This window comes from Shinella sp. BE166 (assembly GCF_051201095.1).
Classification (GTDB): domain Bacteria; phylum Pseudomonadota; class Alphaproteobacteria; order Rhizobiales; family Rhizobiaceae; genus Shinella; species Shinella lacus.
Genome location: NZ_JBPEHL010000001.1, coordinates 411,438 through 437,123 on the forward strand (window position 1 = coordinate 411,438; position 25,686 = coordinate 437,123).

The following is a 25,686-nucleotide window of genomic DNA, read 5'->3' on the forward strand; positions in this document are numbered from 1 at the left end:
ATGTCGCAAAAGGTGGCATTGATCGTCGGAGCATCGCGAGGCCTCGGCCTTGGTCTCGCGGAAGTCTTTCTTGCGCGCGGATGGGAGGTGATCGCGACTGTGCGCAACGAGCGCGGTCGCGCGGCTCTCGAAACGCTGGCGGGGAAGGGCACTCTCTCGATCGTGACGATGGACATCACGATCGCCGAGGATATCGAACGTGTGCGGAAATCACTTTCTGGACGCAGGCTGGACGTGTTGTTCGTCAATGCCGGCATTGCCAATGATCCGGCGGCGCCCATCGAAAGCGTGCCGGAGCAGGATTTCCTGGGTGTCATGGCCACGAATGCGCTGGCGCCCTTGCGCGTCATCGGCGCGCTGCACGACCTGATCGCGTCCGCCGGCGTCGTTGCCGCCATGTCCTCGAACATGGGCAGCGTCAGCGGCAATGCCGGGGGCGGATGGGACGTCTATCGCGCCAGCAAGGCTGCGCTCAACCAGTTGATGAAGAGTTTTGCCGCCCGGCATGCGGACGGCAAAACCTATCTCGCCGTCTCGCCCGGCTGGGTGCGCACCGACATGGGCGGTGATGGCGCACCGCTCGATGTCGAGACGAGTGCTGCCGGCATCGTCGGCACGCTGATTGCCCGCGCCGGCAGCGGCGGCGTGCATTTCGTCGATTATCGCAACGAGACGATCGCCTGGTAGGCTGAGCAGGCACGCCACGAGCGTGCCGGCTCTCATTCAGATGCCGAAGCCGAGCTGGGCGAAGCGGTCGGGGCTTGCCCCCTTGAGGCGCGTGGCGAGCAGGATGCCGATGAGGGCCGCCGCCGGGATCAGGGCGGGAAGCGCCACGGCAAGCACCGAACTCGCCCCCGTCAGCACGCCAAAATTCACCGTCACGAAGTAGATCATCGCGGCAAGCGTGACCGACACCGCAAGCGGCGCGATCGTCGTGACGAAGACACCGTGCTTGAGCTGCGGGTTCTTGCGGAAATAGCAGAAGATCGCCACGGCGGTCAGCGCCATCAGCACCATGACAGCGAGCGTCGCCAGCATGGTGAGCCAGGCGAAGAGCGCCAGCACCGGATCCAGCCCGGCAATCGCGAAATAGGCGATGACCACGATGGCGATGACCGTCTGGACCACCGAGCCGATATGCGGGCTCTGGAAGAGGCCGTGGGTGGTGCCGCAGATTTTCGGAAACAAGCCCTCACGGCCGCCGACATAGACATAACGGGCGACGGCATTGTGCAGCGCCAGCACGGCGGCAAAAAGGCTGCTGATGAAGAGCAGGCTCATGATCGGTACGATCCAGCTGCCGACATAACGTTCGGCCAGTGCAAAGAGGAAGGTGGTCGGATCGGCGAGGCTTTGCAGCTCCGGCAACAGCTTCGCTTCGCCGGCGCCGATGACCATCAGCCAGGAGGTGAGCATGTAGAAGATGCCGATGGTGAGCACGGAGACATAGGTCGCGCGGGGCACGGTCTTCAGCGGATCGCGCGCCTCCTCGCTGTAGATCGCCGTCGCCTCGAAGCCGACGAAGGATGCGAAGCAGAACAGCAGGCCGATCGCCGGCGAGCCGGAGAAGAAGGCGGTGGGCGTGAACGGGGTGAAGGTGAAGCCGGAATCCCCGCCGCTCACGAGAATGGCGACATCGACGATGATGACGACGAGGAATTCGAGCAGCACGAGCACTGCCAGGATCTTGGCCGAAAGGTCGACATGGCGGTAGCCGCAGACGGCCACGATCGCGATGCCGGCAAAGGCGCAGGCCCACCAGGGCAGGGTGATGCCGAGTGTGGCGAGGAAGCCGGCCGTCGCCGCGCCGAACAGGCCGTAGACGCCGATCTGCATGGCATTATAGGCGAGGATCGCGACGAGCGAGGCCGCCCCGCCGGCAATGCCGCCGATGCCCTGCGAGGCATAGGCATAAAAGGCGCCGGCATTGCGCACGTAGCGCGTCATGGTCACGTAGCCGACGGAAAAGAGCAGCAGCACGGCGACCACGACGAGAAATGCGGCTGGAATGCCCGCGCCGTTGCCGAGCAGCATCGACATGGGCACGCCGCCCGCGGTGGCGGTGAGCGGCGCTGCCGCCGACACTACGAGAAAGGTAATGGCGCCGACGCCGAGAGAATCCGGCCTTAGCCGGTTGGCGGGCGTATCTGCGGAGGCTTGCTTTGACATCTGGTTCCCCTTTTTTGTCGTCAAGCAAAGACCGGCCTAGAGGCCGGCGAAATAACGCTGGAATTCGAAATCGGTGATGTGCCGGTCGAGCCAGGCCTTGAAGGCCGCGGCCTCGAAATGGCGGCTCGCCGCATAATGGGCCTGGAACCCGGCGCCGAGTGCCTCGGTCACGAAGGCGTCCTTTTCGAAGAGCGCGATCGAGCCTTCCAGCGTATCGGGCAACTCCCTGTCGGCGATGGCATCCGGATCGAGGCGTTTCTCGATACCGTCGAGGCCGGCGGCGAGCATCATCGCGACGCTGAGATACGGGTTGATGTCCGAGCCCGGAACGCGGTGCTCGAAACGGGCGGCCGGCTCCGACGGGATGGTGATGGCGCGGATCGATTTCGTGCGATCCTCGTGGCCCCAGCCGATCGTCGTGGGCGACCAGGCGCCCCGGTCGAAGCGGCGGTAGGAGTTGATGTTCGGCCGGAAGGCGAGGTGTGACGCCGGCAGGTGTTGCAGCAGGCCGCCGAGATAGTGCCGGCCGACCGCGCTCAACTGGTTTTCGCCGGCCGCGGTGACATTGCGGCCGTCCTTCCAGAGGCTCTGGTGGTGGTGCGCACCGGAGGCGCTGTGCGTGCCGAGCGGCTGGAAGCGGGCCATGAAGGTGGCGGTGAGGCCGTGCTCCAGGCAGAGTTCCTGAAGGACGATCTTGGCACGCACGGCGTCGTCGGCCGCCTCCAGCGGCGACTTCGGACCCAGCGCATATTCGTACATGCCGTAGCCGTATTCCGTCGTCACCGCGGCGAGCGTGATGCCGACGCCCTTCAGCCGGCGGATGAGTTCGGCGAAGAAGGCCTGGAAGCCCTTGGAGCGCATCAGCGAATAGTTGATGTCGCCATGGCCCCAGGGTTTGAGGTCGCGGTAGCGGCCGGCCCGCATCTTCTCCTCGTCGATCTCGAAGATGCCGAACTCGTATTCGAGCGCGAACTTCACCTCGTAGCCGAGATCGGCCGCCCGCTGTTCATGGCGCGCGATGATGCCGCGCAGGTCGAGCGGATTGCGCCGGCCGCCGATCTCGAAGGAATCGACGATCGCCGAGGCCCATTCCGGCGCCCATTCGTGCTGGCGCACCGTCGCGGGGTCGATGAGGCCGCGCATGTTGGGAAAGCCGTTCGTCTCGCTGGAGACCTCGGCCGGGAAGAGCGGCTCCAGCAGCGGCGCGCCTTCCCCGGGCGCCGTGCAGAAGAAGTTGCAGTTCACCGCCTCGCCCTGCGAGGAGATCTTGAAGGGGGCGATCTTGGTGCGGAAGTTGCCGTTGATATCGGGCAGGTGGATCTGGATGAACTGGGCGCCGTTCTTCGCGAGCGACGCCTGGAAGTCGTCGAGGGCGGACGCCCTTTCGGCGCGGGCGGTTTCGTAATCGTTGGACACGCGGGTTCCCCTTTTGGCTTATAGATGTGCCTTGATGTGATCGGAGGCCTTTTCTCCGATCATGATCGAGGCTGCATTGGTGTTGGCGCTGGGCAGCGTCGGCATGATCGAGGCGTCGGCGACGAAGAGGCCGGACAGGCCGTGCACGCGCAGCGTTTCGTCGACGACGGCGCCGCCATCGCGCCCCATGCGGCAGGTGCCTGCGGGATGGCTGAAACGCATCGATTTCTGGCGCAGGAACGCGTTCCAGTCCTCGTCGCTGCGCGTCTCAGGCCCCGGCTTGACCTCCCGTTCATAGGTCGCGGCGAAGGCCGGTGCCGCAAGGATATCGCGCGCCATCAGCGCGCCGCGCCGCAGCGTGTCGAGGTCTTGCGGGTCGCCGAACATCGGGTGGTCGATGACGGGAAGCGCGTGCGGATCGGCGGAGCGCAGGCGAAGCGTGCCGCGCGACAACGGGCGGCAGACATTGACGGCAAGCACGATCGCCGGAAACGGCAGCAGCATCGGTCCGTCACCATCGGTGTTGTAGCCGATCGGCGTGAAGGTGATCTGCACGTCGCCCTCGGCAAGCCCATCGCGCGTGCGGGCGAAGGCGACGGCGTGGCCGATTGGCGTCGCGCCCGGCCCGCGGCCGCGCAGCATCCAGTTCAGCCCGTGTTTGACGACGCTGAGCGGGTCCGTCTCGACATTGTAGGTGCACGTGCGAACGGCCGCCGTGACCAGCACGCCCGGATGCTCCTGCAGGTTCTCGCCGACGCCCGGCAGATCTGCAACCACGACGATGCCATGCGCACGGAGATGATCGGCGGGGCCGATGCCCGACAGCATGAGGAGGCGCGGGGAGGCGAGCGCGCCGGCGCTGAGCACGACGGCACCCGCATGGATGCGGTGCGTCGTGCCGCCCTGAACATAGTCGAGGCCGGTTACCCGCCCACGATCGGTCAGGATGCGGGTGACCTGCGCCCGCGTGCGGATCGTCAGGTTGCGCCGGAAGAGCGTCGGCCAGAGGTAAGCCCGCGCCGCGCTGTGCCGCCAGCCACGCTTCTGGGAGGCCTGCAACGGGCCGACGCCGAGCTGCGTCTCGCCGTTGACATTCGGATTGTAGGTATGGCCCGCCTGCTGCGCGGCCGCGATAAAGGCCTTAACCAGCGCGTGCGGCGTGCGCACGTCCGAGACGGCCAGGGGGCCGTCCGCGCCGCGATAGGCGTCACCGCCGCGAGAGTTGTGCTCAAGCCGCTTGAAGTAGGGCAGCACGCTTTCATAGTTCCAGCCCGCGGCACCCGCCTCGGCCCAGGCGTCGAAATCGCCGCGGTTGCCGCGCAGAAAAATCATGCCGTTGATCGAGGAACTGCCGCCGAGCACGCGCCCGGCCGGCCAGTTCTCCTGCCGTCCGTCGCGGGTAGGGTCCGGTTCCGTCCGGTAAGCCCAGGCATAATCGGGGTTGCCGATCGCCTTCTCCTCGCCGGCCGGAACGCTGAACACCGGCGACCAGTCCCAGCCGCCGGCCTCCAGCAACAGGACGCGCCGCGTGCCGTCCGCCGAAAGGCGGTTGGCAACGACCGATCCGGCCGAGCCCGCGCCGATGACGACAATGTCCGTGGTCTTGGTCGTCATCGTTTGTCCTTGATGTCTTTCGAATAGGTGCGCAGCAGGTCGCACATGAAGAGCGCGGCCGGCGACAGCGGCACGGCCGAGCGCCTGAGCAGCCAGTAGCGGCTCGGCTGGAGCTTTTGCTCGAAGGCGAGGCTGACGATGCGGCTTGCGACATGCGGCTGGTCGATCAGGGGTTCCGGCAGGGCGGACACCATGTCGCTGTTGGCGATGATCGAAACCGTGGCCGGCAGGCTCACGCATTCGACCAGCTTCGGCGGCATGGCGAGGCCCGCTTCCTGCATGAAGGCATGCATCGGGTCCGACGGGTCGCTCGGCTCCTGCGGCAGCACCCAGACCGCATCGGCAAGCTCCGCCGGGTCCCGGATCCCCGCCAGCGGATGGCCACGGCGCAGCGCGATGCGCTTGTTAACGCTGAGCAGGAATTCGCAGGCGAGGTCGCTCGCGGTCGCCGGTTCCCGGCCGGCGCCGACGACGGCGAGGTCGAAGGTGCCGTCGCGGATGTCGGGCAGGGAGCCCGGCAGCGACGCCTCGTGAATGACCAGCCGCACGCCGGGCATGCGGGTGCGGAAATGGCGGATGATCTCGGACAGTACCGTCTCGATGATGGTCGGCGTCAGGCCGACGACCAGCTTGCCGCCGGTGCCGGCATTGAGCTGGCGGATATCGTCCTGCGCGGCGCGCATCTGCTCGACGAGGAGATGGGCGCGCGCGGCAAGCTGCCGGCCGCTCTCGGTGAGCACGACGCCGCGGGCGCTGCGCAGCAGAAGCGACACGCCGGCCTCGGCCTCCAGCTCGCGGATCGCCTTGGTGATGGCGCTTTGCGTCAGGCCGAGCGTGCGCGCGGCCGCCCGGATGCCGCCGGCGCGCGTCACGGCCTCGAAGGCGCTGATCTGGTGGAATTTCATGGCTGCACCTCCTCTTTCGAGGAGACGAGAGCCGTAAGCGCATCGGCAAGGCAGGCTGCCACCTGCTCAACGCCGTCCGCCGTATCGATGATGTCGTTGCGCACTTCGATGATGATGGCCTCGACGTCGACCGCGGCCTGGATGCGGGTCGTCGTGCCCGGCGCGACCTTGCGCAGGTCGTAGGGATCGTTGTCGCCGATGACGAAGCGGCCGTCCTGCTTCAGCCAGTCGAGCATCGCCTGGCCGGTCCGGCAGCCGTCGGCGCGCAGCACGCCGATTTCCGTCCGGCGCGCCTTGCCGTCATAGATGCCGGAGAAGCTGTGGATGCCGACCAGCACGTCGCCCGGCCGCAGGCGGTGGATGACCGCCCGGTCGAAGGGCTCGCGCACCAGCGCATCGCGAAAATCCCGTTCCGCATCCGTCAGGTTCTGGTTGCCGGGCACGGGAATGCCGCCCATGTCCGGGCGAATGCAATCCCACGAGCGCGAACCACGGTTGATATCGTAGAACAGCCGCGAATAGCGGGCGAGGATCGCAGGTGCGGAGAGCTGGGCGCTGAGCGCGCGGGTAAGCTCCGCCGCGCCGATATCGTGCGAGAAATGCGTGTCGAAGTAGTCCTCGCCGAGGCCGAGCCGGTTCCATGCTTCCGGCACCTCGCGTCCGGCATGTTCGCAGATCAGCACGAGGCCCGAACGACGGCCACCGATTTCCTCGATCGACGCCTCGTCGGACTGGGGATGCAAAAAATGCTGGTCTGCGTTCATCAATGGTGCCCGGCTGGAATATGCTGGCAGCGACGCTAGGCCAACGGCACCCCGCGCATAAGACATCCAAATGCATCGAGTGATCACCAACGGTCGTCTCCCCGCGGATGGATGTGCGTGCTTAAACGGCATGGGATTTTTCAAGGACACCGACCTCATGCTGCCTTCCCTTTCTCCTGATTTCGACGCTGCTTTGAACGCACTCGCGTTCCCCGTCCAGCCATTCATCGACGGCGCCTTTCGTCCGTCAAGCGCGGGGAAGACTTTCGAGCCCGTCCACCCCGCTGACGGCCGTCGGTTGCCGGCCGTGGCAGCCTGCGATGCGCAGGATGTGGACGGCGCGGTCCAGGCGGCGCGGCGGGCTTTTGCGGATGGCCGCTGGCGGTCGTTCGGCCCGTTGCGGCGCCAGGCGATCCTCGGTCGTTTTGCTGATCTCGTGCGCGAGAACACGGAGACGCTGGCACTTTTCGACACGCTGGAAATGGGCAAGCCGCTCGCCGACGCCCGGTTCGACGTGTCGATCGCCGAAGGCCTAATCCGCTTCTTCGCCGGCGCGGTGGACAAGACGGAAGGCGCGGTCATGAGCGCCGATCCGCGCACGCTCGCCTTCTCGCGCGACGAGCCGCATGGCGTCGTCGCTGCGATCACCCCCTGGAATTTCCCGCTGGTCAACGCCGCCCTGAAGATCGCGCCGGCGCTGGCGGCGGGCAATTCGATCGTGCTGAAGCCATCCGAGATCGCGTCCTACTCGACGCTGAAGATCGCGGAGATCGCGGTTGCAGCCGGTGTGCCGGAGGGCGTGCTGAACGTGGTGACCGGGTTCGGCGCGGATGCCGGTGCGGCGCTCGGCGGGCACCCGGATGTCGATCTGATGAGCTTTACCGGCTCGACGGCGACGGGAAGGGCGCTCATGATGCTTGCCGCGCAATCGAACGGCAAGCCGCTGCTGCTCGAATGCGGCGGCAAGTCGCCGGCCCTGGTATTCGAGGATATGGCCAGCGATATCGAGCGGATTGCCGCAAGCATCGCGCGGGCGGGCCTCTGGAATGCCGGCCAGCTCTGCGTCGCCCGAACCCGCATTCTCGTCGCGGATGCGATCGTGAAGCCGTTCACCGAAGCGCTCGCCGCGAAGGTCGATGCGATGCGGCTGATCACGCCATTTTCCGGTGAGGCCGGGCTTGGGCCGCTGGCCAGCGCATCGCAGAAGCAGCGCGTCGACGGATACATCCAGTCCGCGCTCCACGATGGCGCGCGCCGGGTGACGGCCGTGCAGGTGGCGCCGTCGGCAGAGGGCAGCTATGTGGCGCCCACGGTCTTCGATGGTGTTTCGCAGAGCATGCGCATCGTGCAGGAAGAAGTCTTCGGGCCGGTGCTGACGATCCAGTCGTTCCGCACCGCCGACGAGGCCTTCGCTTTGGCGAACGACACGATCTACGGGCTTGCCGCCACCGTTTATACCCGCGACCTGACGATCGCCATGGAGGCGGCCCGCACGATCCAGGCCGGCAAGGTGGTCGTCATGGGCGACGACGCGGCCGGCGAGGGCTCCGGCTTCGCCCTCGGCTCCGCGCCCTGGAAGCAGTCGGGATTTGGCATCGAAAGCGGCATGGCCGGCATCGCGTCCTATAGCCGGCGAAAGGCGGTCGAGATAAGGGCCTAGTCACCACGGATACGGCCCATCCTCCGTCAGGTGGATTGCGACCGCCCTCAGGGCGCGGGATAAGCGATCGAACAGACCTATTCCGCAGGAGTGATACCCGTGACCGCCTATCCGATCGATCTGATCCGCGCCGCCTTTCCGGCCTTGCTCCAGTCCCGCACCGCCTATCTCGACAATCCGGCTGGAACGCTGGTTCCCGAACAGGTCATAGCGGCCGTCGCCCAGGCCATGGCGACGGCATCCTCCAATCTCGGCGGGCGTTTCGCCGCCTCGCAACGGGCCGATGCGATCTGGCGGGCGGCGCATGAGGCGGCGGCGGAATTCGTCAATGCCGCCTCCTGGCAGGAGATGGTGATCGGCCCGAACATGACGACGCTGGCCTTCCAGATGGCGCAGGTCATCGGCCAGACGCTGTCGCCCGGCGACGAGATCATCGTCACGCGCATGGACCACGAGGGCAACATCTCGCCCTGGCTTGCGATGGCCGAGGCGCGCGGCCTGGTGGTGAAATGGCTGCCCTTCAACAGGGAAAGCTGGCGCATCGAGCCCGAGGATCTTGCGGCCCTCCTGTCGCCGCGCACGAAATTCCTCGCGCTCAACTATGCCTCGAACATGACCGGCAGCGTCAACGACGTCGCCGCGTTGACGGCGCTGGCGCGGGCTGCGGGCGCGCTCGTCTGGATCGACGCGGTGCAACTGGCGCCGCACCGGCTGCCGGATGTCCAGGCGATCGGCTGCGATTTCCTGGCCTGCTCGTCCTACAAGTTCTTCGGCCCGCATCTCGGCATCTTGTGGGGGCGCGAGGCGCTGCTGCGGTCGCTGCCGCCGCACCGTGTGCGCTGCGCGAGTGACGATATTCCGGACCGCTTCTGCACCGGCACGCCGCAGACCGAGCTTCTCGCCGGCCTGACCGCGACGATCGACTACCTGGCCTGGGCCGGCGAGGCGACGGGCCATGCCGGCACGCGGCGCGAACGAATGGCGGGCGCCTATCAGTCCTTCGACGCTTACGAGGCCGGCCTGACCCGCCGGCTGATCGGTGGCCTGACGGCGCTGCCGGGTGTCAAGCTGATGGGAATCGCCAACCCGAACCTCTTTGCCCACCGCGTGCCGACCATCTCCTTCACCCACGAGAGCGTCTCGACCCACCGCTTCGCCGAGGCGCTGGCGGCCGAGGACATCAATGTCTGGTCCGGCCACAATTACGCGCTGGAGCCCGCCCGCCACCTCGGCCTTTCAGAGGAGGAGGGCGTCGTGCGCATCGGCATCGCCCATTACAATTGCGAAGACGAGATCGAGCGCACCCTGGCAGTCATCGAGCGGCTTGTCTCATAGGCCGCCATGCCATAACCATGCGGGCAAATAGCCGGTTTCCCTCAGGAATTTGACAGATGGCCCCATGTCGGAACCCCTCGCTGCCAGCTGGATAGCGCCCTTCGCCCACGCCCTCGACCGGTATGACCAGCCGGACGCCGCCACGGCGCTTCTGGCGGCGATCGGTTCGGTCGCGCGGTTTCACCTGGCGCTGTCGGTGGTCCACCGGCGAAACGGCGGGCCGAGCTATGTCTTCGACACGTTCTCCGGCCCGCGCGCCAAGCGGGCCGTCGCGCTCTTCATCGCCGGCACCTATGTGCTGAACCCGTTCCACAACGCCTATCTCGGCGGCCTGTCTTCAGGCGTCTACCTAATGCGCGACCTCGCGCCCGACAATTACCTCGCGTCGGATCTCTATCGCGGCCTCGACATCCGCCGCCATGAAGACGAGGAGTTGGGATACCGCACGCATGGCTGGCCGGAGGGCATGGAGGAGCTGCTCATCGCCATCGACCTGCCCGGCGGTGAGATGGCGGAAATCAGCCTGTCGCGCATCCGCAGCGAAGGCGGTTTCGATGAAGCGTCCGTCACCCGGCTTCGCGAGGTGCACGCCCTGATCGCCGCGATCTTCCGGCGTCTTTGGACGCATCTGTCGCGCGGCGACGCCACTCCGCAGCCGCGCGCCATCGACCATCTGTTCACCGATTTCGGCCGCGGGCTGCTGAGCCCGCGCGAGCGCGAGGTGGCCCTGCTCATCCTAAAGGGCCATTCCAGCGAATCGATCGGCTACCATCTCGGCATCTCGATCGCAACGGTGAAGACCCATCGGCAGAAGCTTTACGCCAAACTCAATCTCTCGACCCAGCAGGAGCTGTTTTCCACATTTCTGCGCAGCCTCAATCTGTAGGCCGCCCCGCTCAGTCCTTGAGGCTCTCGCGTATGGCGGCCGAGATCGCGGCAAGACTCAGGCGCAGTTCGTCCTCGGTCGGCCAGGCATAGCCGACGCGGAAATGCCGGTCGTCCTGCTCGAACCAGCGGCCGCGGCCGACATAGGCATGGTGCTCGCGGTAGAGCCGGTCATGGAAGGCGGCGAGATCGACATTCGCCGCGGGCACGATGCGGGGAAAGCAGACGCAGCCGCCGGACGGCTCGACCCACTCGACCAGCGGTTCGGCTTCGATCCAGTCCCTGACGATGGCAAAGGCGCTGGCAATGCGGGCATTGTTGAAGCGCAACCACTCGTCGCGCTGGCTGAGCGCGACATAAGCGATGTATTCGTCCACCATGCTGCCGGAAATGCCGATCTGTTCGCGCGCGGCGAGGAACGTGTCCATCAACGCGGCGTCGCGGGTGATAAGCCAGCCAATGCGGATGCCGGGAATGCCATAGGTCTTCGACAGCGACGAGACGCTGATCACCCGATCCGACAGGCTGGCGGCAACCGGCAGCATCGGGCCGAAGGTCATCTCGCGATAGGTCTCGTCGAACAGCAGGTAGATGCCTTTGCGCTCCACCAGCGCGACGAGCGCATCAAGCTCGGCCGGCGACAGCATCACGCCCGTCGGATTGTGCGGATAGGTGACCGAGACGTATTTCGTCTCCGGCCGGATCGCTGCTTCGATTTTTCCGAGGTCCAGCCGGTAGCCATCGTCGAATGTCAGGTCGATGAGGTTCAGTTCGCAGCCGATGGCGCGGGGCGTCTCGATATTCGTGGCGTAGTTCGGCCGCACCACCACGATGTGGTCGCCGGCCTGCAGCAGGGAGGTCGAGATGATGAACAGTGCGCCCGCGGCCCCCGCCGTCACCAGCACATCATCCGCCACAAGCCCTTCGCCCGTGCCGGCGATCAGGCCGCGCAAGTCCGGCGCGCCGCGATGATCGCCGTAACACAGCAAGATGTCGTCGAGCTTCACGTTGATTTCGCCGAGACGCCGGTCGGCAACCGAACTTTCCGACAGATTGTAGCGGATCGTGTCGTAGCCGAGCTGTTCGGGCGATTCGAGTTCGATGGGCATGCGGACATATTTCATGGGCGGTCTCCTTGCTGCTCGCCGGCATGCAACAGGCCTAAAGCAAGACCACCGCGCGTGCCATCCACCCGGAAGGGGATGGCACGGTCCATCCTTCGGTTCGCCTTCGCGACAAGGGCAGCGCCGTTCTGATGTCCTTATGCCGCTGCGTGAAGCCTGGGTTCCACTTCCCGCAGCGTCACCAGCCTCTTGGATGCCTCATCCCAGAGGATGAGTTTTACGCATCGCAGGCTGTCCCTGAGCGTGATGCGTCCCAGGTCGCCCAGTTCCGGGTGATCGCGCATGACCTCCGGAAGCCGGTAGAACGGGACGCGGCTCGACAGGTGATGGATGTGGTGCAGCCCGATATTGCCGGTCATCCAGCGCAGGGGGCGCGGCAGGTCATAGTGCGAGGCGCCGTGCAGGGCCGCGTGCTGGAAGGTCCATTCCGGCGGCTTCGACCAGTGCGTATCCTCGAACTGGTGCTGGACATAGAACAGCCACACACCGGCCGACCCGGCAATCAGCACGATCGGCAGGTGGATCAGCAGGAAAGGCACAATTCCGACGCACCAGATGACGAGGGCCGCGAGCACGAGGATGGCGGCGTTGGTTGCCATCGTTGAAATCCAGGGCAGTGCGCCGGATCGCATCATGCCGAACGGCAGTCTCTGCTGGAAGAGAAAGAGCCAGGCAGGGCCAATCCCGAACATGACCAGGGGATGCCGGTAGAGGCGATAGCCGAGCCGTCCCCGGGGCTTCAGGGCCCGGTATTCCGCGACGGTGAGGGTAGTGATGTCACCCACCCCGCGCTCATCGAGGTTGCCCGCCGACGCGTGGTGCTGCGAATGGGCGCGGCGCCAGTAATCGTAGGGCGTCAGGGTGAGAACGCCGATCGCCCGGCCCGTCCAGTCATCCAGGCCGCGCCGGCCGAAGAGCGAGCCGTGCCCGCAATCATGTTGCAGCATGAAGAGGCGCAGCAGAAAGCCCGCGGCCGGGACGACCAGGATCAATCCGAACCAATAGCCAAAATGCATCGATGCCCATGCGGCGGCCCAGAGCAGTGCGAACGGGATGAGCGTCACCGCCAGTTCGAACACGCTGCGGCCCGTACTCGGCTTGCGATAGGCGGCGAGGATCTTGAGCCAGGCTTTTCCCGGGTCGCCGCCATCGTGGGCGGTCGTTTTTATGGCAGTCATAGGTGTGGGGTGACTTTCGGTTCTGCAGTGCATGCTGCTCGGCGCCGATGGCGTAGCCTGCCGACGCCTCCTGGGCAAGCGATAGATCCTCTTTTTCGTGTTCCCAACGTGTTTGTGAACGGGCGTGCGCGTCTTGGCAGGATCGATTGCATCTGGCGGGACAATGGAACAATGCTACGATCCGCACGGGCGCGATCAACGGCCTCGTGGAAAAGGAAGAAAGATGGAGCAGTCCGCCCTGATCGAGATCGGTTTGCCGATCGCCGTGTTCGTCATCATGACCGGCATCGGCATGACGCTGGTGCCCACCGATTTCCAACGGGTGGTGGCGCGGCCGAAAGCGCTGATCTGGGGCATCGTGGCCGCGCTCTTCCTTGTCCCGATGGCGGGCATGCTGATTGCCATACTCCTGGGCCTGCCGCCCAAGATCGCCGTCGGTCTCGTGATCGTCGCTGCTTGCCCGATCGGCACCACGTCCAGCCTGTTTTCCTATTTTGCGCGCGGGAATGTCGCCCTGTCGATCGCGTTGAGCGCGGTCGGCAGCCTCGTGGCGATTGCCACGCTGCCGCTCTTTGCCAACTTCGCGATCGAGCGCTTCAGTGATGGCGATGCGCGTGTCTACCTACCCGTGCTGCGCACGATCGGCATCATGGTCGGGCTCATCCTGCTGCCCGTCATCGTCGGCATGGGCATCCGGCACAGGATCCCGACATTCGCAGCCCGCGCTGAAAGGATGGTGGGCGCATTCGGCGCGGTCGTGCTGGTGGTCCTGATCGTCGGCATCGGTGTTTCGGTCTATGGCCGCTGGGCGGAAATCCTTGCCAGCGCCGGGCCTGCCGTCATCGCCCTGGTTTTCAGCGGAATCGCCATCGGTTTTCTCGGCTCCCGCATTCTCGGCCTGTCCGGCCCCGAGACGGTGACCGTCGCCCTGTCGATCAGCATCCGAAACGCCGCGATCGGCATGTTGCTCGCGATCACCATGATGAATTCGCCCGAGATCGCCGTTCCGCCCGCGCTGTTCGGCCTGCTCATGTACGTCGTCGGCTTCAGCCTCGTCGCCTATGGCCGCATGACCATAAAGCCATCGCCCTGAGGCTCAGTCGACGAGGCGATCACGCTTTCGCAATTGCGGGAATATGATCGCCCAGGAGAGCGAGACGCGAAGCGTGCCGGCGGCGCAGATGACGATGGCGCCGCCCCACAATCCCGCCGACCATAGAAAGCGTGTCGGCGGGGATTGATTCTTCCAGATCCAAGAAGGCCAGCAGCACGCGTTATCGCGCGAAGTCGGTTGAGACCGAAACGCTCCGCCAAGCTGCCAGGATTTCGGCATCGGAGGCATGTTTATTCTCGATCGCCGCGATCGTGTCGCTGCCGAGAGGCAGGCGGACCGGCGGATTGGGGGCGTCGACGAAGTCGATCAGCACGTCCGCCAGTTTCGCTGGATCGCCCGGCTGGTTGTGGCTCACTTCGGCAGCCAGCCGCCGGACGGCGCCTGCGGTGCCATCATAGTCGTCTATGATCGGCGAGCTGACGGAGAGCGAGGAGGCATCCAGGAAGTCCGTACGGAAATATCCGGGCTCCACGGCGGTGACGTGGATGCCGAGCGGGGTGAGCTCCGCATGCAGCGATTCGCTGAGGCCCTCGACCGCGAACTTCGCCGACGAATAGACGCCGAAGCCCGCGCCTGCCCGATATCCGCCGATCGACGAGATGTTGAGGATGCGGCCCGAACGGGCCTTCCGCATATGCGGCAGGACGGCGCGCGTGACATTGAGGAGGCCGAACACGTTTGTGCGGTAGATCGCCTCGACTTCGGCCGCGGTTGCCTCCTCGATGGCACCGAGCAGGCCGAAGCCGGCATTGTTCAAGAGGACGTCGATGCGTCCGAAGCGCTGGATGGCTGAATTGGCGGCGGCGATCGCCTGGTCCTCGTTGGTGACGTCGAGCGCCACCGCGAGCAGGTTGGAATGGTCGCCGAAGCGGTCGAGGATGGCTTTGGGATTGCGAGCCGTGGCGACGACATTGTCGCCTTTGGCAAGCGCACGTTCCGTGATGAGAGCGCCGAAGCCGCGCGAGGCGCCAGTGATGAACCAGGTTTTCATAGGAATGACCTCAGGTTTGAATTTGAGCGGCCATCGTTGGCCGGCAAGATGAATTTAGCCCTTTGCCATTCCGCCGATTAGCGAGATAATATTGTCGATCATCATGAATCTGGCTCAGCAATGCGCACGACCGACCTTTCCGAACTCGCGGCCTTCGAGGCTGTTGCCCGCCATCGCAGCTTTCGAAAGGCGAGCGAGGAGCGTGGCGTGACCGCCTCGGCGATCAGCCATGCGGTGAGCAACCTGGAGGCCCGCGTCGGCATCCGCCTGCTGAACCGCACCACGCGAAATGTCTCCGCCACCGATGCGGGCGCGATGCTTCTTGCGCAGCTTTCGCCGGCCCTGCGCGATATCGGCTCGGCGCTCGATGCGCTCAACCAGTTCCGCGAGACGCCGTTCGGCAAGGTCCGCATCAACGCCCCCAACTCGATCGCGCCCTTTGTGCTGGGGCCGGTCATGGGCGAGCTGATCCGGGACAATCCCAAGCTGGAACTGGAAATCGTCGCGACGGACCGGCTCGTCGATATTGTCGAGGACGGGTTCGATGCGGGCATTCGGCTGGGCGAGAGCCTTCGGGAAGGCATGGTGGCCGTCAAGATCAGGCCGCGGCTGCGTTTTGCCGTGGTGGGCTCTCCCGGCTACTTTGAAACGAAGCCGATCCCCCGGTCGCCGACCGACCTGACGGCCCACGTCTGCATCCGCAACATGTATCCGAGCGGCGCCTTTTATCCCTGGTCTTTCGCGCGGGACGGCGAGGCGATCGATGTCGAACCGCGCGGGCCGCTGGCCTTGCATGACCATGAATTGATGGTGGAGGCAGCCCTTGCCGGCATCGGGCTTGCCTATATCTGGGAGGCGCGCGCCAAGCCCTATGTGGAGAGCGGCCGGCTGGTCGAATGCCTCCAGGCGTGGTGCCCGCCGGAGGATTGGCTTTATCTGTACTATCCGACGCGACGGCATATGTCCGCGGGCCTGAGAGCCGTCATCGATGCCATGCGGGTGTGATACTTCGAGACGTGGCCGTCTTTATGAAATCCCTATTCGTTCCGCCCTGTTTCCCAATCGAGAAGTTATGCCGGCGCGCCTAACTTGAGATCGCAGTCAGCAACGGATGGCTGCAATCTCTTGTGAGGTGCCGCCATGCGGAACGATTTTCCGAAACACCCGCTTCCGCCGCTATCGACGCGGATGATCTTTCTTCATCACCGCGTGCGGATGCACCATCGTTTTCACCACGACAGCGCGGGCACGCAGAGCCCGTCGCTTGCTGTGCGTCTTTCGCTCCTGGCACTTGCCGTCGCCATCGTGGTTTTGATCGGCGCCTTCCATGCCTAGGACCTCCACGTCCGACACGCATCATTCCCAGGGCGGCGATGCGCCATCGACGGCCGCGGATGAACTGGCGGAACGCATCGGCGCCGCCCGGCGCCTGCGCGAACATCACCTGTGGGAGATCCTGCGCTCCTTGCCCTCGCTTGCCGAAGCGCGCGACGACGTCGTCTTCCGGCAGCAGTTCCGGGCGCTGATGGAACGCGACGACCTGGAGGGTGCAAGCCGCGCGCTCGTTGATGCGGCCCGCCCGAGGCGCCATCTGGACCGCCTGCAATCCATCGACGGCAACTGGATCGCCCGCATTCTCTTCCGCGAGGCCTCGCCGTCCCGTTCCGTCGCCGTCCATGTCGACCGTGTGGCCGCCATCATGGCGGCCCTGGTTGCGGCGGACCGGCGCGCTACCGGCCCCGCAAAACACTGAAAGGATTTGCATTATGCAGGATTATCGACGCCGTCTCCCCGTGCAGGGACTGGTCTGCGACCTCGTCACGCCCTTCCGCGGAGATACCGTGGACCACGACGGCGTTGCAGCGCTGGTGCACTGGCAGATTGCCAGCGGCGTCTCGGGGCTCTCCGTCTGCGGCAGGATCGGCGAGGGCGGCGCGCTCAGCCGCGCGGAGCGCCGTGCCGTGCTTGCCACGGTGGTCCGGGCGACGGGCCTCGCCGTCCCGGTTCTGGCCGCCGTCGGCACCTATGCGACGGAGACCACCATCGGCCTCGCGCTGGATGCGGAAGCGGAAGGCGCAGACGGATTGGTCGTCACGACACCCTATTACAGCAAGCCTACGCAGAAAGGCATCATCACCCACCTGCGCGCCGTCGCGGAGGCCACCACGCTTCCGGTTCTGGTTCTTGCCGATCCTGCCGCGACCCGATCGGACGTCACGGCCGAAACGCTGCGCGAACTCGGCGCGATCCCCGGCATCCATGGCTTCATCGACGCCTCCGGCGACATTGCAAGGCTTGCCGTGATCGACCGCCCGTTGCGCGAGCGGCTGGCGCTCTATTCCGCCCACGACGCGACCGCCTTCGCCTTCAACGTGCTCGGCGGATGCGGAACGCTATCGCCCGCCGCAAACCTCGCCCCGCGCATGACAAGCGCGCTCCACCAGGCCCTGCGCACCCGCAATGTCGATCTCGCGCTCGACTTGAAGGATCGGCTCGCCCCGCTCTTCGCCGCCCTTGGCGACATGCCCGATCCCGCCATGCTCAAGCACGGTCTCGCGCCCTTGCTGGGCATCGACGAAGCGGTGCGGCTGCCGCTGGTATCCGCCTCAGTGCCGGCCGGTGCGATGGTGCGCCAAGCGCTCGCGGGCCTGCCGGAATGCGCGGCACAGCTCGCCAAGGCAAGCTGATCAGGAGGCCGCGATGAAACGCAAAAGGAAGAACCCCAAGGCCGTCGCGACCACCATGCCGTCGCCACGGCCTGAACTCCCGATGCCGGCGCTGGTGTTGCGCGTGGCCCTGATCCTCGCCGCTGCCGCGCTCGCCCAGCATTTCCTGCCGCATCCCTGAGCGACCTCTCCCAATTGAAGAAAGGAAGAACCATGCATCCGCATGCCAAACAGCCGCGTCCTCCTCGCGTGACGAGCCGGACAGAACCACCCCGCTTCACCGTCGGCCGCGATTGCCACGGCTGGTGGGTCGTCGATGATCGCCTCGGCCGCGTCGGCGGCATCTTTGCCAGCGAGGACGCCGCAATGCATTTTGCGCTGGAAGAGAGCAACAGGGACCGCAAGGCAGTGCGCTGCCAAAGCCGCGGCAAACTGGTCGAATTCCGGCTTCCGCCGGCGTCGCCGTCGCGCTTCAGAGGTCGAGCCCGCTGACAGCCTCAAGACATGATGAGCCCGCCATCCACATTGATCGTCTGCCCGGTGATGTAGGCGGCATCCGCCGATGCGAGGAAGGCGACGAGGGCGGCGACTTCGGCGGGGGTGCCGGCGCGGCCCATGGGGATGCCTTCCACCCATTCGGCCATCAACTCGCCCGGGCCGTATTCGCCGAGCATCTGACCCCAGACGCGGTCGTTATAGTCCCACATCTCGGTGTGGATGATACCAGGGCAGATGGCGTTGGCGGTGATGCCTTCGCGGGCGAGTTCCTTGGCAAGGCTCTGCGTCAGGCCGACCACGCCGAATTTCGAGGCGGCATAGTGGGGGGTGTAGATGAAGCCCTGGCGGGCCTGGCCGGAGGCGGTGTTGACGAGGCGGCCCTTGGTGCCGCTGGCGCGGAAGCGGCGGATCGCCTCCTGGCAGCACAGGAAGACACCCTTGGTGTTGACGTCGAGGTTGAGGTCCCATTCGCGCTCGGTGAGGTTCTCGACCTTGGCAATGGTGATGACGCCGGCATTCTGCACGGAGACGGACAGGGCGCCGAGCTTTGCCTCGGCCTCGCCGTAAGCCTCCTGCACGGCCTTGGCGTCGGTCACATCCAGCGCAAGGCCGAGCACTTCGGCGCCGGTTTCCTGTGCCAGTACCGCGGCCGCCTCGATCGTATCCTTCTCGATTGCGGCGATGGCGACCTTCGCGCCTTCTTCCGCGAAGCGCTTGGCGATGCCGCGCCCGATGCCCTTGTTGCCCCCGGTGACGAAAACCGTCTGGCCTGCAAAACGTCTCATGGTCTCTTCTCCATAATGCGCAGCAGGCCGGCGGCTGAAATCAGGCCGTCAGCCGCGCTGCTGTGAACTTGTCGGTAACAAGCACATCGATGACGCCCAGTTTCAGGGCGCCGGCGATGGCCTGGGTTTTCGATTCTCCGCCCGCGAGCGCCATGACGCGGTTCGTCCGGCGCAGGTCTTCCAGCGAAATGCCGATGACGCGCTCGTTGAGCGGCGTTTCGACCGGCTTGCCCTGGCTGTCGTAGAACCGGTAGGAAATCTCGCCGACCGCGCCGGCCTCGTGCAGCATCGCCATTTCCTGGCGGGAAAAGGTGTTGCCGGAGCGGGCGAGCAGTTCGGACGGTTCGACGGCGCCGATGCCGATGATGGCGAGGCTGAGGCGGCCGAAGAGGTCCATTGTCTCGCGCACCACCGGGTCGGCCAGCATGACGAGCTTCGCCTCGCGCGACGAGGTGATGCCCTGCACGAGCAGCAGCCGCGGCTCGCCACCGGTGAGCCTTGCGAGGCGTGCGGTAAGCTGCGTGGCGTGGGTCTGCACCGAGGCGTCGCCCATGCCGCCGAGGATTTGCGCGATGTATTTGGCCTTGGCGTTTTTCAGCGGATGGATGTTGTCCACCATGCGCAGGATCGTCTGGCTCCAGCTTGAGACGCCGATGATCTCGTCCTGCTGCAGGGTGACTTCGAGGAAGTGGGCGGCGGCTTCGCCGATGCGCGCCATGATGGCGCCGTCGCGGTCTTCCGAACAGTCGATGACGATGGCTTCGGTGAGGCCGTAGCGTTCTCGCAGCGCGTTTTCCAGGTCAGCGAAGGTGCCGGCGGGAGGAATGACCGTGGTGCGCACGATGTCTTCCTGCTCGGCCCGCTTCAGCATGCGTGAAACGGTGGCCTGCGACATGTGCATGGTCTCGGCGATCTCCGCCTGCCGCTTGCCCTCGATATGGTACATCTGGGCGATGCGGGCGATCAGTCGCAGCTCGTTCAATCGTCCCATGCCGTCCTCCGTTGGTGAATTTTTATTCACTCATAGTTGAAGGACCCGAAACGGTCGAGCGGTAGATTGCGTCCTGCCAGACCGCAAGGCGTTCCGTCGTATCGGCGGTGCGCGGCACGATGGGATTGCCGGCGCGCGGCAGGGCGGCGATGGCGGCAAGATCGGGCCAGATGCCAAGAGAAAGGCCAGCGAGATAGGCGGCGCCAAGGGCCGAAGCCTCCGGCGCATCGCACTGCGTGATGACGTGGTTCAGCGTGTCGGCGACGCATTGCATCAGGAACGTGTTCCGGCTCGGCCCGCCATCGGCATAGAGGCGGCCAAGCGGCGTCGGCGATTGCGCGGACATGGCCTTGAAGACGTCATGCACCTGGAAGGCCATGGAATCCGTCACCGCGCGCGCCATCTGGGCGCGGGTGGTGGTGAAGGTGATGCCGGAGAAAAGCGCCCGCGCATCGGCCTGCCAATAGGGCGCGCCGAGCCCGACGAAGGCCGGCACGAAGCCGGGGCCGCCGGGCTGGGCGGTCGCGGCGAGATCAGTGAGCGCTTGCACATCCGGCAGACCGAGCATCTCGGCCATCCAGGGCAGGGCGGCGGCCGAGACGAGGATGTTGCCCTCGAAGGCATAGGTCGGCATACCGCCGATCGACCAGGCGATGGTCGTGGTGATGCCCTGCTCGGGCGCGATGAACCGGGGCAGCGTCGTCATGATCGACGAGCCGGTGCCGAAGGTCACCTTGCCGTCGCCGGGATTGAAGGCGCCGTGGCCGAACAGCGCGGCATGGCTGTCGCCGATGGCGGAAGCAATCGGGATGCCGTCCCGCAGGCCCGGCACGTTCGTCGTGACGCCGAAACGAGACGCGCTGTCGCGCACCTCGGGAAGGGCGGATTTCGTCACGCCGAAGAGGGTGCAGAGTTCTTCGCTCCAGACTTGCTGATTTAGATCGTAAAGCTGGCTGCGCGCGGCATTGGCGGCATCGCAGGCATGCACCGCGCCATCCGTAAAGCAATGGATCAGCCAGGCGTCGATTGTGCCGAGCCGCACCGTTTTTCCTGCGGGCACGCGGTCGAGCAGCCACTTCATCTTGGGGCCGGGGAACATCGGGTCGATGGGAAGGCCGGTGAGCGCCTGCACGCGCGGCGCATGGCCGGCTGCGATCAGGTCGGCGCAGGCCGGCGCGCTGCGGCGGCACTGCCAGCTCACCACCGGGCCAAGCGGTTCGCCGGTCGCGGCATCCCAGACCGTGACGGATTCGCGCTGGTTGGAGATCGCGATGCCGAGGATATCGACTGCGGGGCCGGCTTGCAGGCAGGCGGCGATCGCTTCCTGAACCGATTGCCAGATGCGAACCGGGCTCTGCTCCACCCAGCCGGGCTGCGGGTGCTCGATGCCGACCGGTGAGGCGCCACGCGACAGAATTTCGCCGGCCGTGGAGACAAGCACGGCCTTGGAATTCGTGGTGCCCTGGTCGATGGCGAGGATGGCGGTCGTCATGGCGGCTCCGGCAGGCAGAAATGGGGGGCGCGGCGAAAGGGAGGCCTTGCCGCGCCCGGCACGTCATCTAATCCAGCGCGATCACGCGCGGGAAGACTTCCGTGCAATCAAAGCGACGGCCGCTTCGGCGATTGCCGCAGGCGACATGCCGAATTCGTCGAGCAGGAACTCGGCCGAACCGGTGGGGGCGAAGATGCCGGGCACGCCGAGGATCTTCATCGGCACGGGCGCTTCCGCCACCACATATTCGGCGATGGCCGAGCCAAGGCCGCCGATGGTGGAATGTTCTTCCGCCGTCAAGATGGCGCCGGTTTCGCGCGCGGCGGCCACCACGGCCTCGACGTCGATCGGCCGGACCGTCGCCATGTTCAACACGCGGGCCTCTATGCCTTGCTCGGCGAGAAGTTCGGCTGCTTTCAGGATGCGGTGCGTGACCGTGCCGTTGGCGATGAGGGTGATGGCGTCGCCGTCACGCAGCAGATTGGCCTTGCCCAGCTCGAACTTGTGGCCCGCCGGCAGCAGGTCCGGCACGCCGACGCGCGAGAGGCGTAGGAACACCGGCCCGTCATAATGCGCGGCCCATTCCACGGCCGCGGCCGTCTCGATCGAATCGCAGGGCGCCACGACCGGCAGGTTCGGCAGCACGCGGGTCCAGGCAAAATCCTCGATGGAATGGTGCGTCGGGCCGAGCTCGCCGTAAGCCATGCCGGAGGAAATGCCGATCAGCTTCACATTGGCGTTGGAATAGGCGATGTCGGCCTTGATCTGCTCCAGCGAGCGGCCGGTCAAAAAGCACGCGGCGCCGCAGACGAAGGGCAGCAGCCCGCCATTGGCAAGGCCGGCGCCGACGCCCACCATGTTCTGCTCGGCGATGCCGACATTGACCAGCCGTTCCGGCCAGCGGGACTTGAAGCCGCCGAGCTTCGAGGAGCCGACGGAATCGTTGCAGACGGCCACGATCTTCGGATTGTCCGCCCCGAGGCGTTCCAGCGTGGCGACGAAGGCGTCGCGGCAATCGTGCAGCTTGGGAGAGGTCATCACGTCTTTCATCACAGCGTCTCCGAAAGCTCAGCCACGGCAATCTTGTATTGTTCGGCATTCGGCACCTTGTGGTGCCAGTCCACCGTGTCCTGCATGAAGGAGATGCCGTGGCCCTTGTTGGTATGGGCGACGATGCAGTGCGGGCGGCTGCCGCGCTTTTCCAGCGCCGGCACGATCTCGTCCATCACATTGCCGTTGATCTCGGTGACATCCCAGCCGAAGGCTTCGAGCTTGGCCGGGAAGGGGGCGAGGTTGTTGGTGTCCTTCAGCGACGCGCCCTGCTGGAAGCGGTTGTGGTCGATGATCAGCGTCAGGTTGTCGAGGCCGAACTGTGCGGCGGCCGCAATCGCCTCCCAGTTCGAGCCTTCCTGCATTTCGCCGTCGCCGGTCATGACATAGGTGCGGTAGGTGGCCCCCGTCAGCTTGGCGGCCTTCGCCATGCCGACCGCGACCGGCAGGCCATGGCCAAGTGGCCCCGTATTGGTCTCGACGCCTGGCACCTTGTTGCAGTTCGGATGGCCGTTGAGGCGCGAATGCGGCTTCAGGAACGTCGCGACCTCTTCTTCCGGAATGAAGCCGCGCTTGGCGAGCGTCACGTAAAGCGCCAGCGCCACATGGCCCTTCGACAGCACGAAACGGTCGCGGTCCGGGTTTTTCGGCTGGTCGGGCCAGATGCGCAGCACGCGGAAATAGAGCGCGGTCAGGATGTCGATGGCCGACATCTCCCCGCCAATGTGTCCGGCGCCGGCTTCGAAAACCGCTTGCAGATCGCGAAGGCGGATCTGGCGAGCGATGCGGTCGAGATCGTTCGGCTGCATGAAACCCTCATAGTGAATAAATATACAGTTGCCTATATACTTGCATGGAGATTGGGCAAGTCAAGCGAAAATCGCGGATGGTGGCGCAAAAATTAGCTGTCCGGATCGTATTGACAGGACCTGGATCGATCATATACGAATTTACACACGGTAATGAATATTTATGCGTGCCGCCAACCTAGAGTGGCTGGCTGATCGGGAGGAGCGTTCATGCTGGTTGCAGCGAAGGAAAAACAGGGCATCGTGGGCGGGCTGCTGCCATCCCTGCGCGGGGCCACCGGGCCGCTGATCGGCCTGATCGTGCTGTGCCTCTTCCTCACGTTTGCGACGGACAAGTTCCTGTCGATCCGCAACTTCCTCAACGTGCTCGACCAGATCACGGTGTTGGGCGTCATGGCCGTGGGCATGACGCTGGTCATCCTGATCGGCGGCATCGATCTTGCGGTGGGCTCCGTCATGGCGCTGGCGATGATGGTGCTCGGCTATCTCCACGTCGTCGCGGGCGTACCGATGGGGCTTGCCATTCCGCTCGCTTTGCTCGTCGCCTCGCTGAACGGGCTCGTTGCGGGGCTATTGATCACGCGCTTCAACGTGCCGGCCTTCATCGCGACACTCGCCATGATGTCGATTGCGCGCGGCCTTGCGAACATGATCACCGATGGCCAGCAGATCATCGGCTTTCCGGCCTGGTTCAACATGATGGCGATCGTGCGTTTCGGCGGCTTCCTGACGCTGACCGTCGCCGTGATGGTCGTGGTCTTCATCGTCGGCCTGCTCTACCAGCGCTATCGCCACGGCGGGCGCGTTCTCTACGCGATCGGCGGCAATGCGGAAGTGGCGCGGCTTGCCGGCATCAATGTCCAGCGCGCGACCGTGCTCGTCTATGTCGTGTGCAGCTTCCTCGCGGGCCTTGCCGGCATGGTGCTCGCCGCGCGCCTCGACTCGGTCCAGCCGTCCTCGGGCGTTTCCTATGAACTCGACGCCATCGCGGCGGTCGTCATCGGCGGTACTTCGCTTTCGGGCGGCACGGGCGGTATCGGCGGCACCATCATCGGCGTTCTCATCATCGGCGTGCTGCGCAACGGTCTCAACCTGCTCAGTGTCTCACCCTTCATGCAGCAGGTCATCATCGGCGCCGTCATCGTGCTCGCCGTCACGGCCGAGACCTATCGCAAGCGGAAATAACGGTTTTCACCCCGCAGCCACGCGGCGGGGTGCGGAAAACGGTCGGCAATGGTGCGGACCGGCAAAAGGGAAGGTGGTCTCCGGCAAACGGAACCCACCGGGAAACTCGGAGGAGAAACCATGAAACTGTCCAAACTGCTGATGGCGGCAACCGCGGCTGCGGTCCTTGCCTCTCCCGCGGCCGCCGCGGAGGTCAAGACGATCGGCCTTGCCGTCCCGAACCTCCAGGCCGACTTCTTCAACCAGATCAAGCTCGGCGTCGAAAAATACGCCAAGGAAAAGGGCCTTACCGTCATCGTCGTCGACGCGAAGAACGACACCGCCACGCAGGTCAGCCAGGTGCAGGACTTGATGACCCAGGGCATCGACGCCTTCATCTACATTCCCGCCGGTGCTGCCGCCGCCGCCGTGCCGACCCGCCTTGCCCGCGAAGCCGGCATTCCGGTGATCAATGTCGACCGCGTTCCCGATGGCGCACCGGGCGATACCTTCATCGCCGGCGAGAGCGTCGAATCCGCCTATGCCGTCTGCAAGCACATCATCGAGAAGGCCGGCGGCTCGGGCAAGATGGCGATCATCCACGGCCAGAAGGGCACGACGCCGGAAGTCGACCGCTTCGCCGGCTGCAAACGCGCCATCGATGAGAACAAGGGCATCGAGCTGGTTGACCAGCAGTGGAGCAACATGTGGTCGGCCGACGAGGGCTTCACGATCGCGCAAAACATGCTGCAGGCAAACCCGGACATCACGATCATCTTCGGTCAGGCCGACGGTCTTGCCATGGGTGCTGCCAAGGCAGTCGACGTTGCCAACCTCTCGGACAAGGTGATCATCGGCGGTTATGACGGCGACGTCTCGGCGCTGGAATACCTCGCCAAATGCAACGGCCCGTTCATCGCCACCGCAACGCAGAGCACGCAGAAGATGGGCGTGCTTGCCGTCGAATCCGCGCTGGCCGTTGCAGCCGGCCAGAAGGTCGAAGAGCGCCAGACGCCGAATGCCGTGCTGACGACCTGCGAAAACGCGCCGGAATTCGTCAAGAGCCATCCGTAATC

Annotated in this window: 26 protein-coding genes; 13 read left to right on the forward strand and 13 right to left on the reverse strand. The window is 65.4% G+C overall.

Annotation, left to right across the window (positions count from 1 at the left end):
- Positions 1-687 (forward strand): SDR family NAD(P)-dependent oxidoreductase, encoded by a 687-nt coding sequence (locus J2Y63_RS01825; protein WP_435264651.1) that lies wholly within the window; start codon positions 1-3, stop codon positions 685-687.
- A 36-nt stretch (positions 688-723) separates the two neighbouring features.
- On the opposite strand, the gene J2Y63_RS01830 is transcribed toward J2Y63_RS01825, so the two are convergent.
- From J2Y63_RS01830 to J2Y63_RS01850, 5 genes are read right to left on the reverse strand one after another with little or no spacing between them, the layout of a single operon-like run.
- Entirely contained in the window at positions 724-2,169 is a 1,446-nt protein-coding gene (locus J2Y63_RS01830; protein WP_435264652.1) for an APC family permease, read from the reverse strand.
- Positions 2,170-2,205: 36 nt separating this feature from the next.
- Entirely contained in the window at positions 2,206-3,585 is a 1,380-nt protein-coding gene (locus J2Y63_RS01835) for a glutamine synthetase family protein (protein WP_435264653.1), read from the reverse strand.
- Positions 3,586-3,603: 18 nt separating this feature from the next.
- Positions 3,604-5,199, reverse strand: coding sequence for a GMC family oxidoreductase (locus tag J2Y63_RS01840; protein WP_435264654.1), 1,596 nt, complete (start codon positions 5,197-5,199; stop codon positions 3,604-3,606).
- Positions 5,196-6,104, reverse strand: coding sequence for a LysR substrate-binding domain-containing protein (locus tag J2Y63_RS01845; RefSeq protein ID WP_435264655.1), 909 nt, complete (start codon positions 6,102-6,104; stop codon positions 5,196-5,198). Before J2Y63_RS01845 ends, J2Y63_RS01840 begins: the two co-directional genes overlap by 4 nt.
- Positions 6,101-6,868, reverse strand: coding sequence for an N-formylglutamate amidohydrolase (locus J2Y63_RS01850; RefSeq protein WP_435264656.1), 768 nt, complete (start codon positions 6,866-6,868; stop codon positions 6,101-6,103). The genes J2Y63_RS01845 and J2Y63_RS01850 overlap by 4 nt, the downstream gene beginning before the upstream one ends.
- A gap of 157 nt (positions 6,869-7,025) precedes the next feature.
- Here J2Y63_RS01850 and J2Y63_RS01855 point away from each other — a divergent pair, with 157 nt between their 5' ends.
- The 3 genes from J2Y63_RS01855 to J2Y63_RS01865 all read left to right on the forward strand — a co-directional run bounded on the left by J2Y63_RS01855 (position 7,026) and on the right by J2Y63_RS01865 (position 10,749).
- Positions 7,026-8,528: an aldehyde dehydrogenase family protein gene (locus tag J2Y63_RS01855; protein WP_435264657.1), complete on the forward strand. Its 1,503-nt coding sequence runs from the start codon at positions 7,026-7,028 to the stop codon at positions 8,526-8,528.
- A 99-nt stretch (positions 8,529-8,627) separates the two neighbouring features.
- The gene (locus tag J2Y63_RS01860) at positions 8,628-9,863 is read left to right on the forward strand and encodes a cysteine desulfurase-like protein (RefSeq protein WP_435264658.1); all 1,236 of its coding nucleotides are present in this window, start codon (positions 8,628-8,630) and stop codon (positions 9,861-9,863) included.
- A 64-nt stretch (positions 9,864-9,927) separates the two neighbouring features.
- Positions 9,928-10,749, forward strand: a complete 822-nt coding sequence (locus tag J2Y63_RS01865; protein ID WP_435264659.1) for a response regulator transcription factor — start codon at positions 9,928-9,930, stop codon at positions 10,747-10,749.
- Between the two features lie 10 nt (positions 10,750-10,759).
- On the opposite strand, the gene J2Y63_RS01870 is transcribed toward J2Y63_RS01865, so the two are convergent.
- Together J2Y63_RS01870 and J2Y63_RS01875 are read right to left on the reverse strand one after the other, a co-directional pair.
- Positions 10,760-11,872, reverse strand: a complete 1,113-nt coding sequence (locus J2Y63_RS01870) for an aminotransferase class I/II-fold pyridoxal phosphate-dependent enzyme (RefSeq protein ID WP_435264660.1) — start codon at positions 11,870-11,872, stop codon at positions 10,760-10,762.
- 137 nt (positions 11,873-12,009) lie between these two features.
- Positions 12,010-13,050, reverse strand: a complete 1,041-nt coding sequence (locus J2Y63_RS01875; RefSeq protein WP_435264661.1) for a fatty acid desaturase — start codon at positions 13,048-13,050, stop codon at positions 12,010-12,012.
- 223 nt (positions 13,051-13,273) lie between these two features.
- Here J2Y63_RS01875 and J2Y63_RS01880 point away from each other — a divergent pair, with 223 nt between their 5' ends.
- Complete coding sequence (locus J2Y63_RS01880; RefSeq protein ID WP_435264662.1) at positions 13,274-14,143, forward strand: bile acid:sodium symporter family protein; 870 nt, start codon at positions 13,274-13,276, stop codon at positions 14,141-14,143.
- A 181-nt stretch (positions 14,144-14,324) separates the two neighbouring features.
- Here the strand turns inward: J2Y63_RS01880 and J2Y63_RS01885 are convergent, their stop codons facing one another.
- The gene (locus tag J2Y63_RS01885; protein WP_435264663.1) at positions 14,325-15,155 is read right to left on the reverse strand and encodes an oxidoreductase; all 831 of its coding nucleotides are present in this window, start codon (positions 15,153-15,155) and stop codon (positions 14,325-14,327) included.
- A gap of 120 nt (positions 15,156-15,275) precedes the next feature.
- Between J2Y63_RS01885 and J2Y63_RS01890 the strand changes: the two genes are divergently transcribed.
- The 6 genes from J2Y63_RS01890 (at position 15,276) to J2Y63_RS01915 (ending at position 18,313) form a co-directional block, all read left to right on the forward strand.
- Complete coding sequence (locus tag J2Y63_RS01890) at positions 15,276-16,160, forward strand: LysR family transcriptional regulator (RefSeq protein WP_435264664.1); 885 nt, start codon at positions 15,276-15,278, stop codon at positions 16,158-16,160.
- 135 nt (positions 16,161-16,295) lie between these two features.
- Positions 16,296-16,490 carry a hypothetical protein gene (locus J2Y63_RS01895; RefSeq protein ID WP_435264665.1) on the forward strand — a complete coding sequence of 65 codons (195 nt, stop codon included), beginning with the start codon at positions 16,296-16,298 and terminating at the stop codon, positions 16,488-16,490.
- The gene (locus tag J2Y63_RS01900; protein ID WP_435264666.1) at positions 16,483-16,908 is read left to right on the forward strand and encodes a hypothetical protein; all 426 of its coding nucleotides are present in this window, start codon (positions 16,483-16,485) and stop codon (positions 16,906-16,908) included. Before J2Y63_RS01895 ends, J2Y63_RS01900 begins: the two co-directional genes overlap by 8 nt.
- Before the next feature lie 13 nt (positions 16,909-16,921).
- A complete protein-coding gene (locus J2Y63_RS01905; protein WP_435264667.1) occupies positions 16,922-17,842 on the forward strand; it encodes a dihydrodipicolinate synthase family protein in 921 nt (306 codons plus the stop codon).
- A gap of 13 nt (positions 17,843-17,855) precedes the next feature.
- On the forward strand, positions 17,856-18,002 hold the full coding sequence (locus J2Y63_RS01910) for a hypothetical protein (RefSeq protein WP_435264668.1): 147 nt from the start codon (positions 17,856-17,858) through the stop codon (positions 18,000-18,002).
- 32 nt (positions 18,003-18,034) lie between these two features.
- Positions 18,035-18,313, forward strand: coding sequence for a hypothetical protein (locus J2Y63_RS01915; RefSeq protein ID WP_435264669.1), 279 nt, complete (start codon positions 18,035-18,037; stop codon positions 18,311-18,313).
- Positions 18,314-18,318: 5 nt separating this feature from the next.
- On the opposite strand, the gene J2Y63_RS01920 is transcribed toward J2Y63_RS01915, so the two are convergent.
- The 5 genes from J2Y63_RS01920 to J2Y63_RS01940 form a co-directional block, all read right to left on the reverse strand.
- Positions 18,319-19,104, reverse strand: coding sequence for an SDR family oxidoreductase (locus tag J2Y63_RS01920; RefSeq protein ID WP_435264670.1), 786 nt, complete (start codon positions 19,102-19,104; stop codon positions 18,319-18,321).
- A 40-nt stretch (positions 19,105-19,144) separates the two neighbouring features.
- Positions 19,145-20,095: a sugar-binding transcriptional regulator gene (locus tag J2Y63_RS01925; protein ID WP_256114877.1), complete on the reverse strand. Its 951-nt coding sequence runs from the start codon at positions 20,093-20,095 to the stop codon at positions 19,145-19,147.
- 22 nt (positions 20,096-20,117) lie between these two features.
- Positions 20,118-21,587, reverse strand: a complete 1,470-nt coding sequence (locus J2Y63_RS01930; RefSeq protein WP_435264671.1) for an FGGY family carbohydrate kinase — start codon at positions 21,585-21,587, stop codon at positions 20,118-20,120.
- A gap of 81 nt (positions 21,588-21,668) precedes the next feature.
- The gene (locus J2Y63_RS01935) at positions 21,669-22,637 is read right to left on the reverse strand and encodes a transketolase family protein (protein WP_435264672.1); all 969 of its coding nucleotides are present in this window, start codon (positions 22,635-22,637) and stop codon (positions 21,669-21,671) included.
- Entirely contained in the window at positions 22,637-23,446 is an 810-nt protein-coding gene (locus tag J2Y63_RS01940; protein ID WP_435264673.1) for a transketolase, read from the reverse strand. Before J2Y63_RS01940 ends, J2Y63_RS01935 begins: the two co-directional genes overlap by 1 nt.
- A 210-nt stretch (positions 23,447-23,656) precedes the next feature.
- On the opposite strand from J2Y63_RS01940, the gene J2Y63_RS01945 reads away from it, so the two are divergent.
- Positions 23,657-24,631: an ABC transporter permease gene (locus tag J2Y63_RS01945; protein ID WP_435264674.1), complete on the forward strand. Its 975-nt coding sequence runs from the start codon at positions 23,657-23,659 to the stop codon at positions 24,629-24,631.
- Positions 24,632-24,751: 120 nt separating this feature from the next.
- Positions 24,752-25,684, forward strand: a complete 933-nt coding sequence (locus tag J2Y63_RS01950; RefSeq protein ID WP_435264675.1) for a substrate-binding domain-containing protein — start codon at positions 24,752-24,754, stop codon at positions 25,682-25,684.
- The last annotated feature ends 2 nt before the right edge of the window (positions 25,685-25,686 follow it).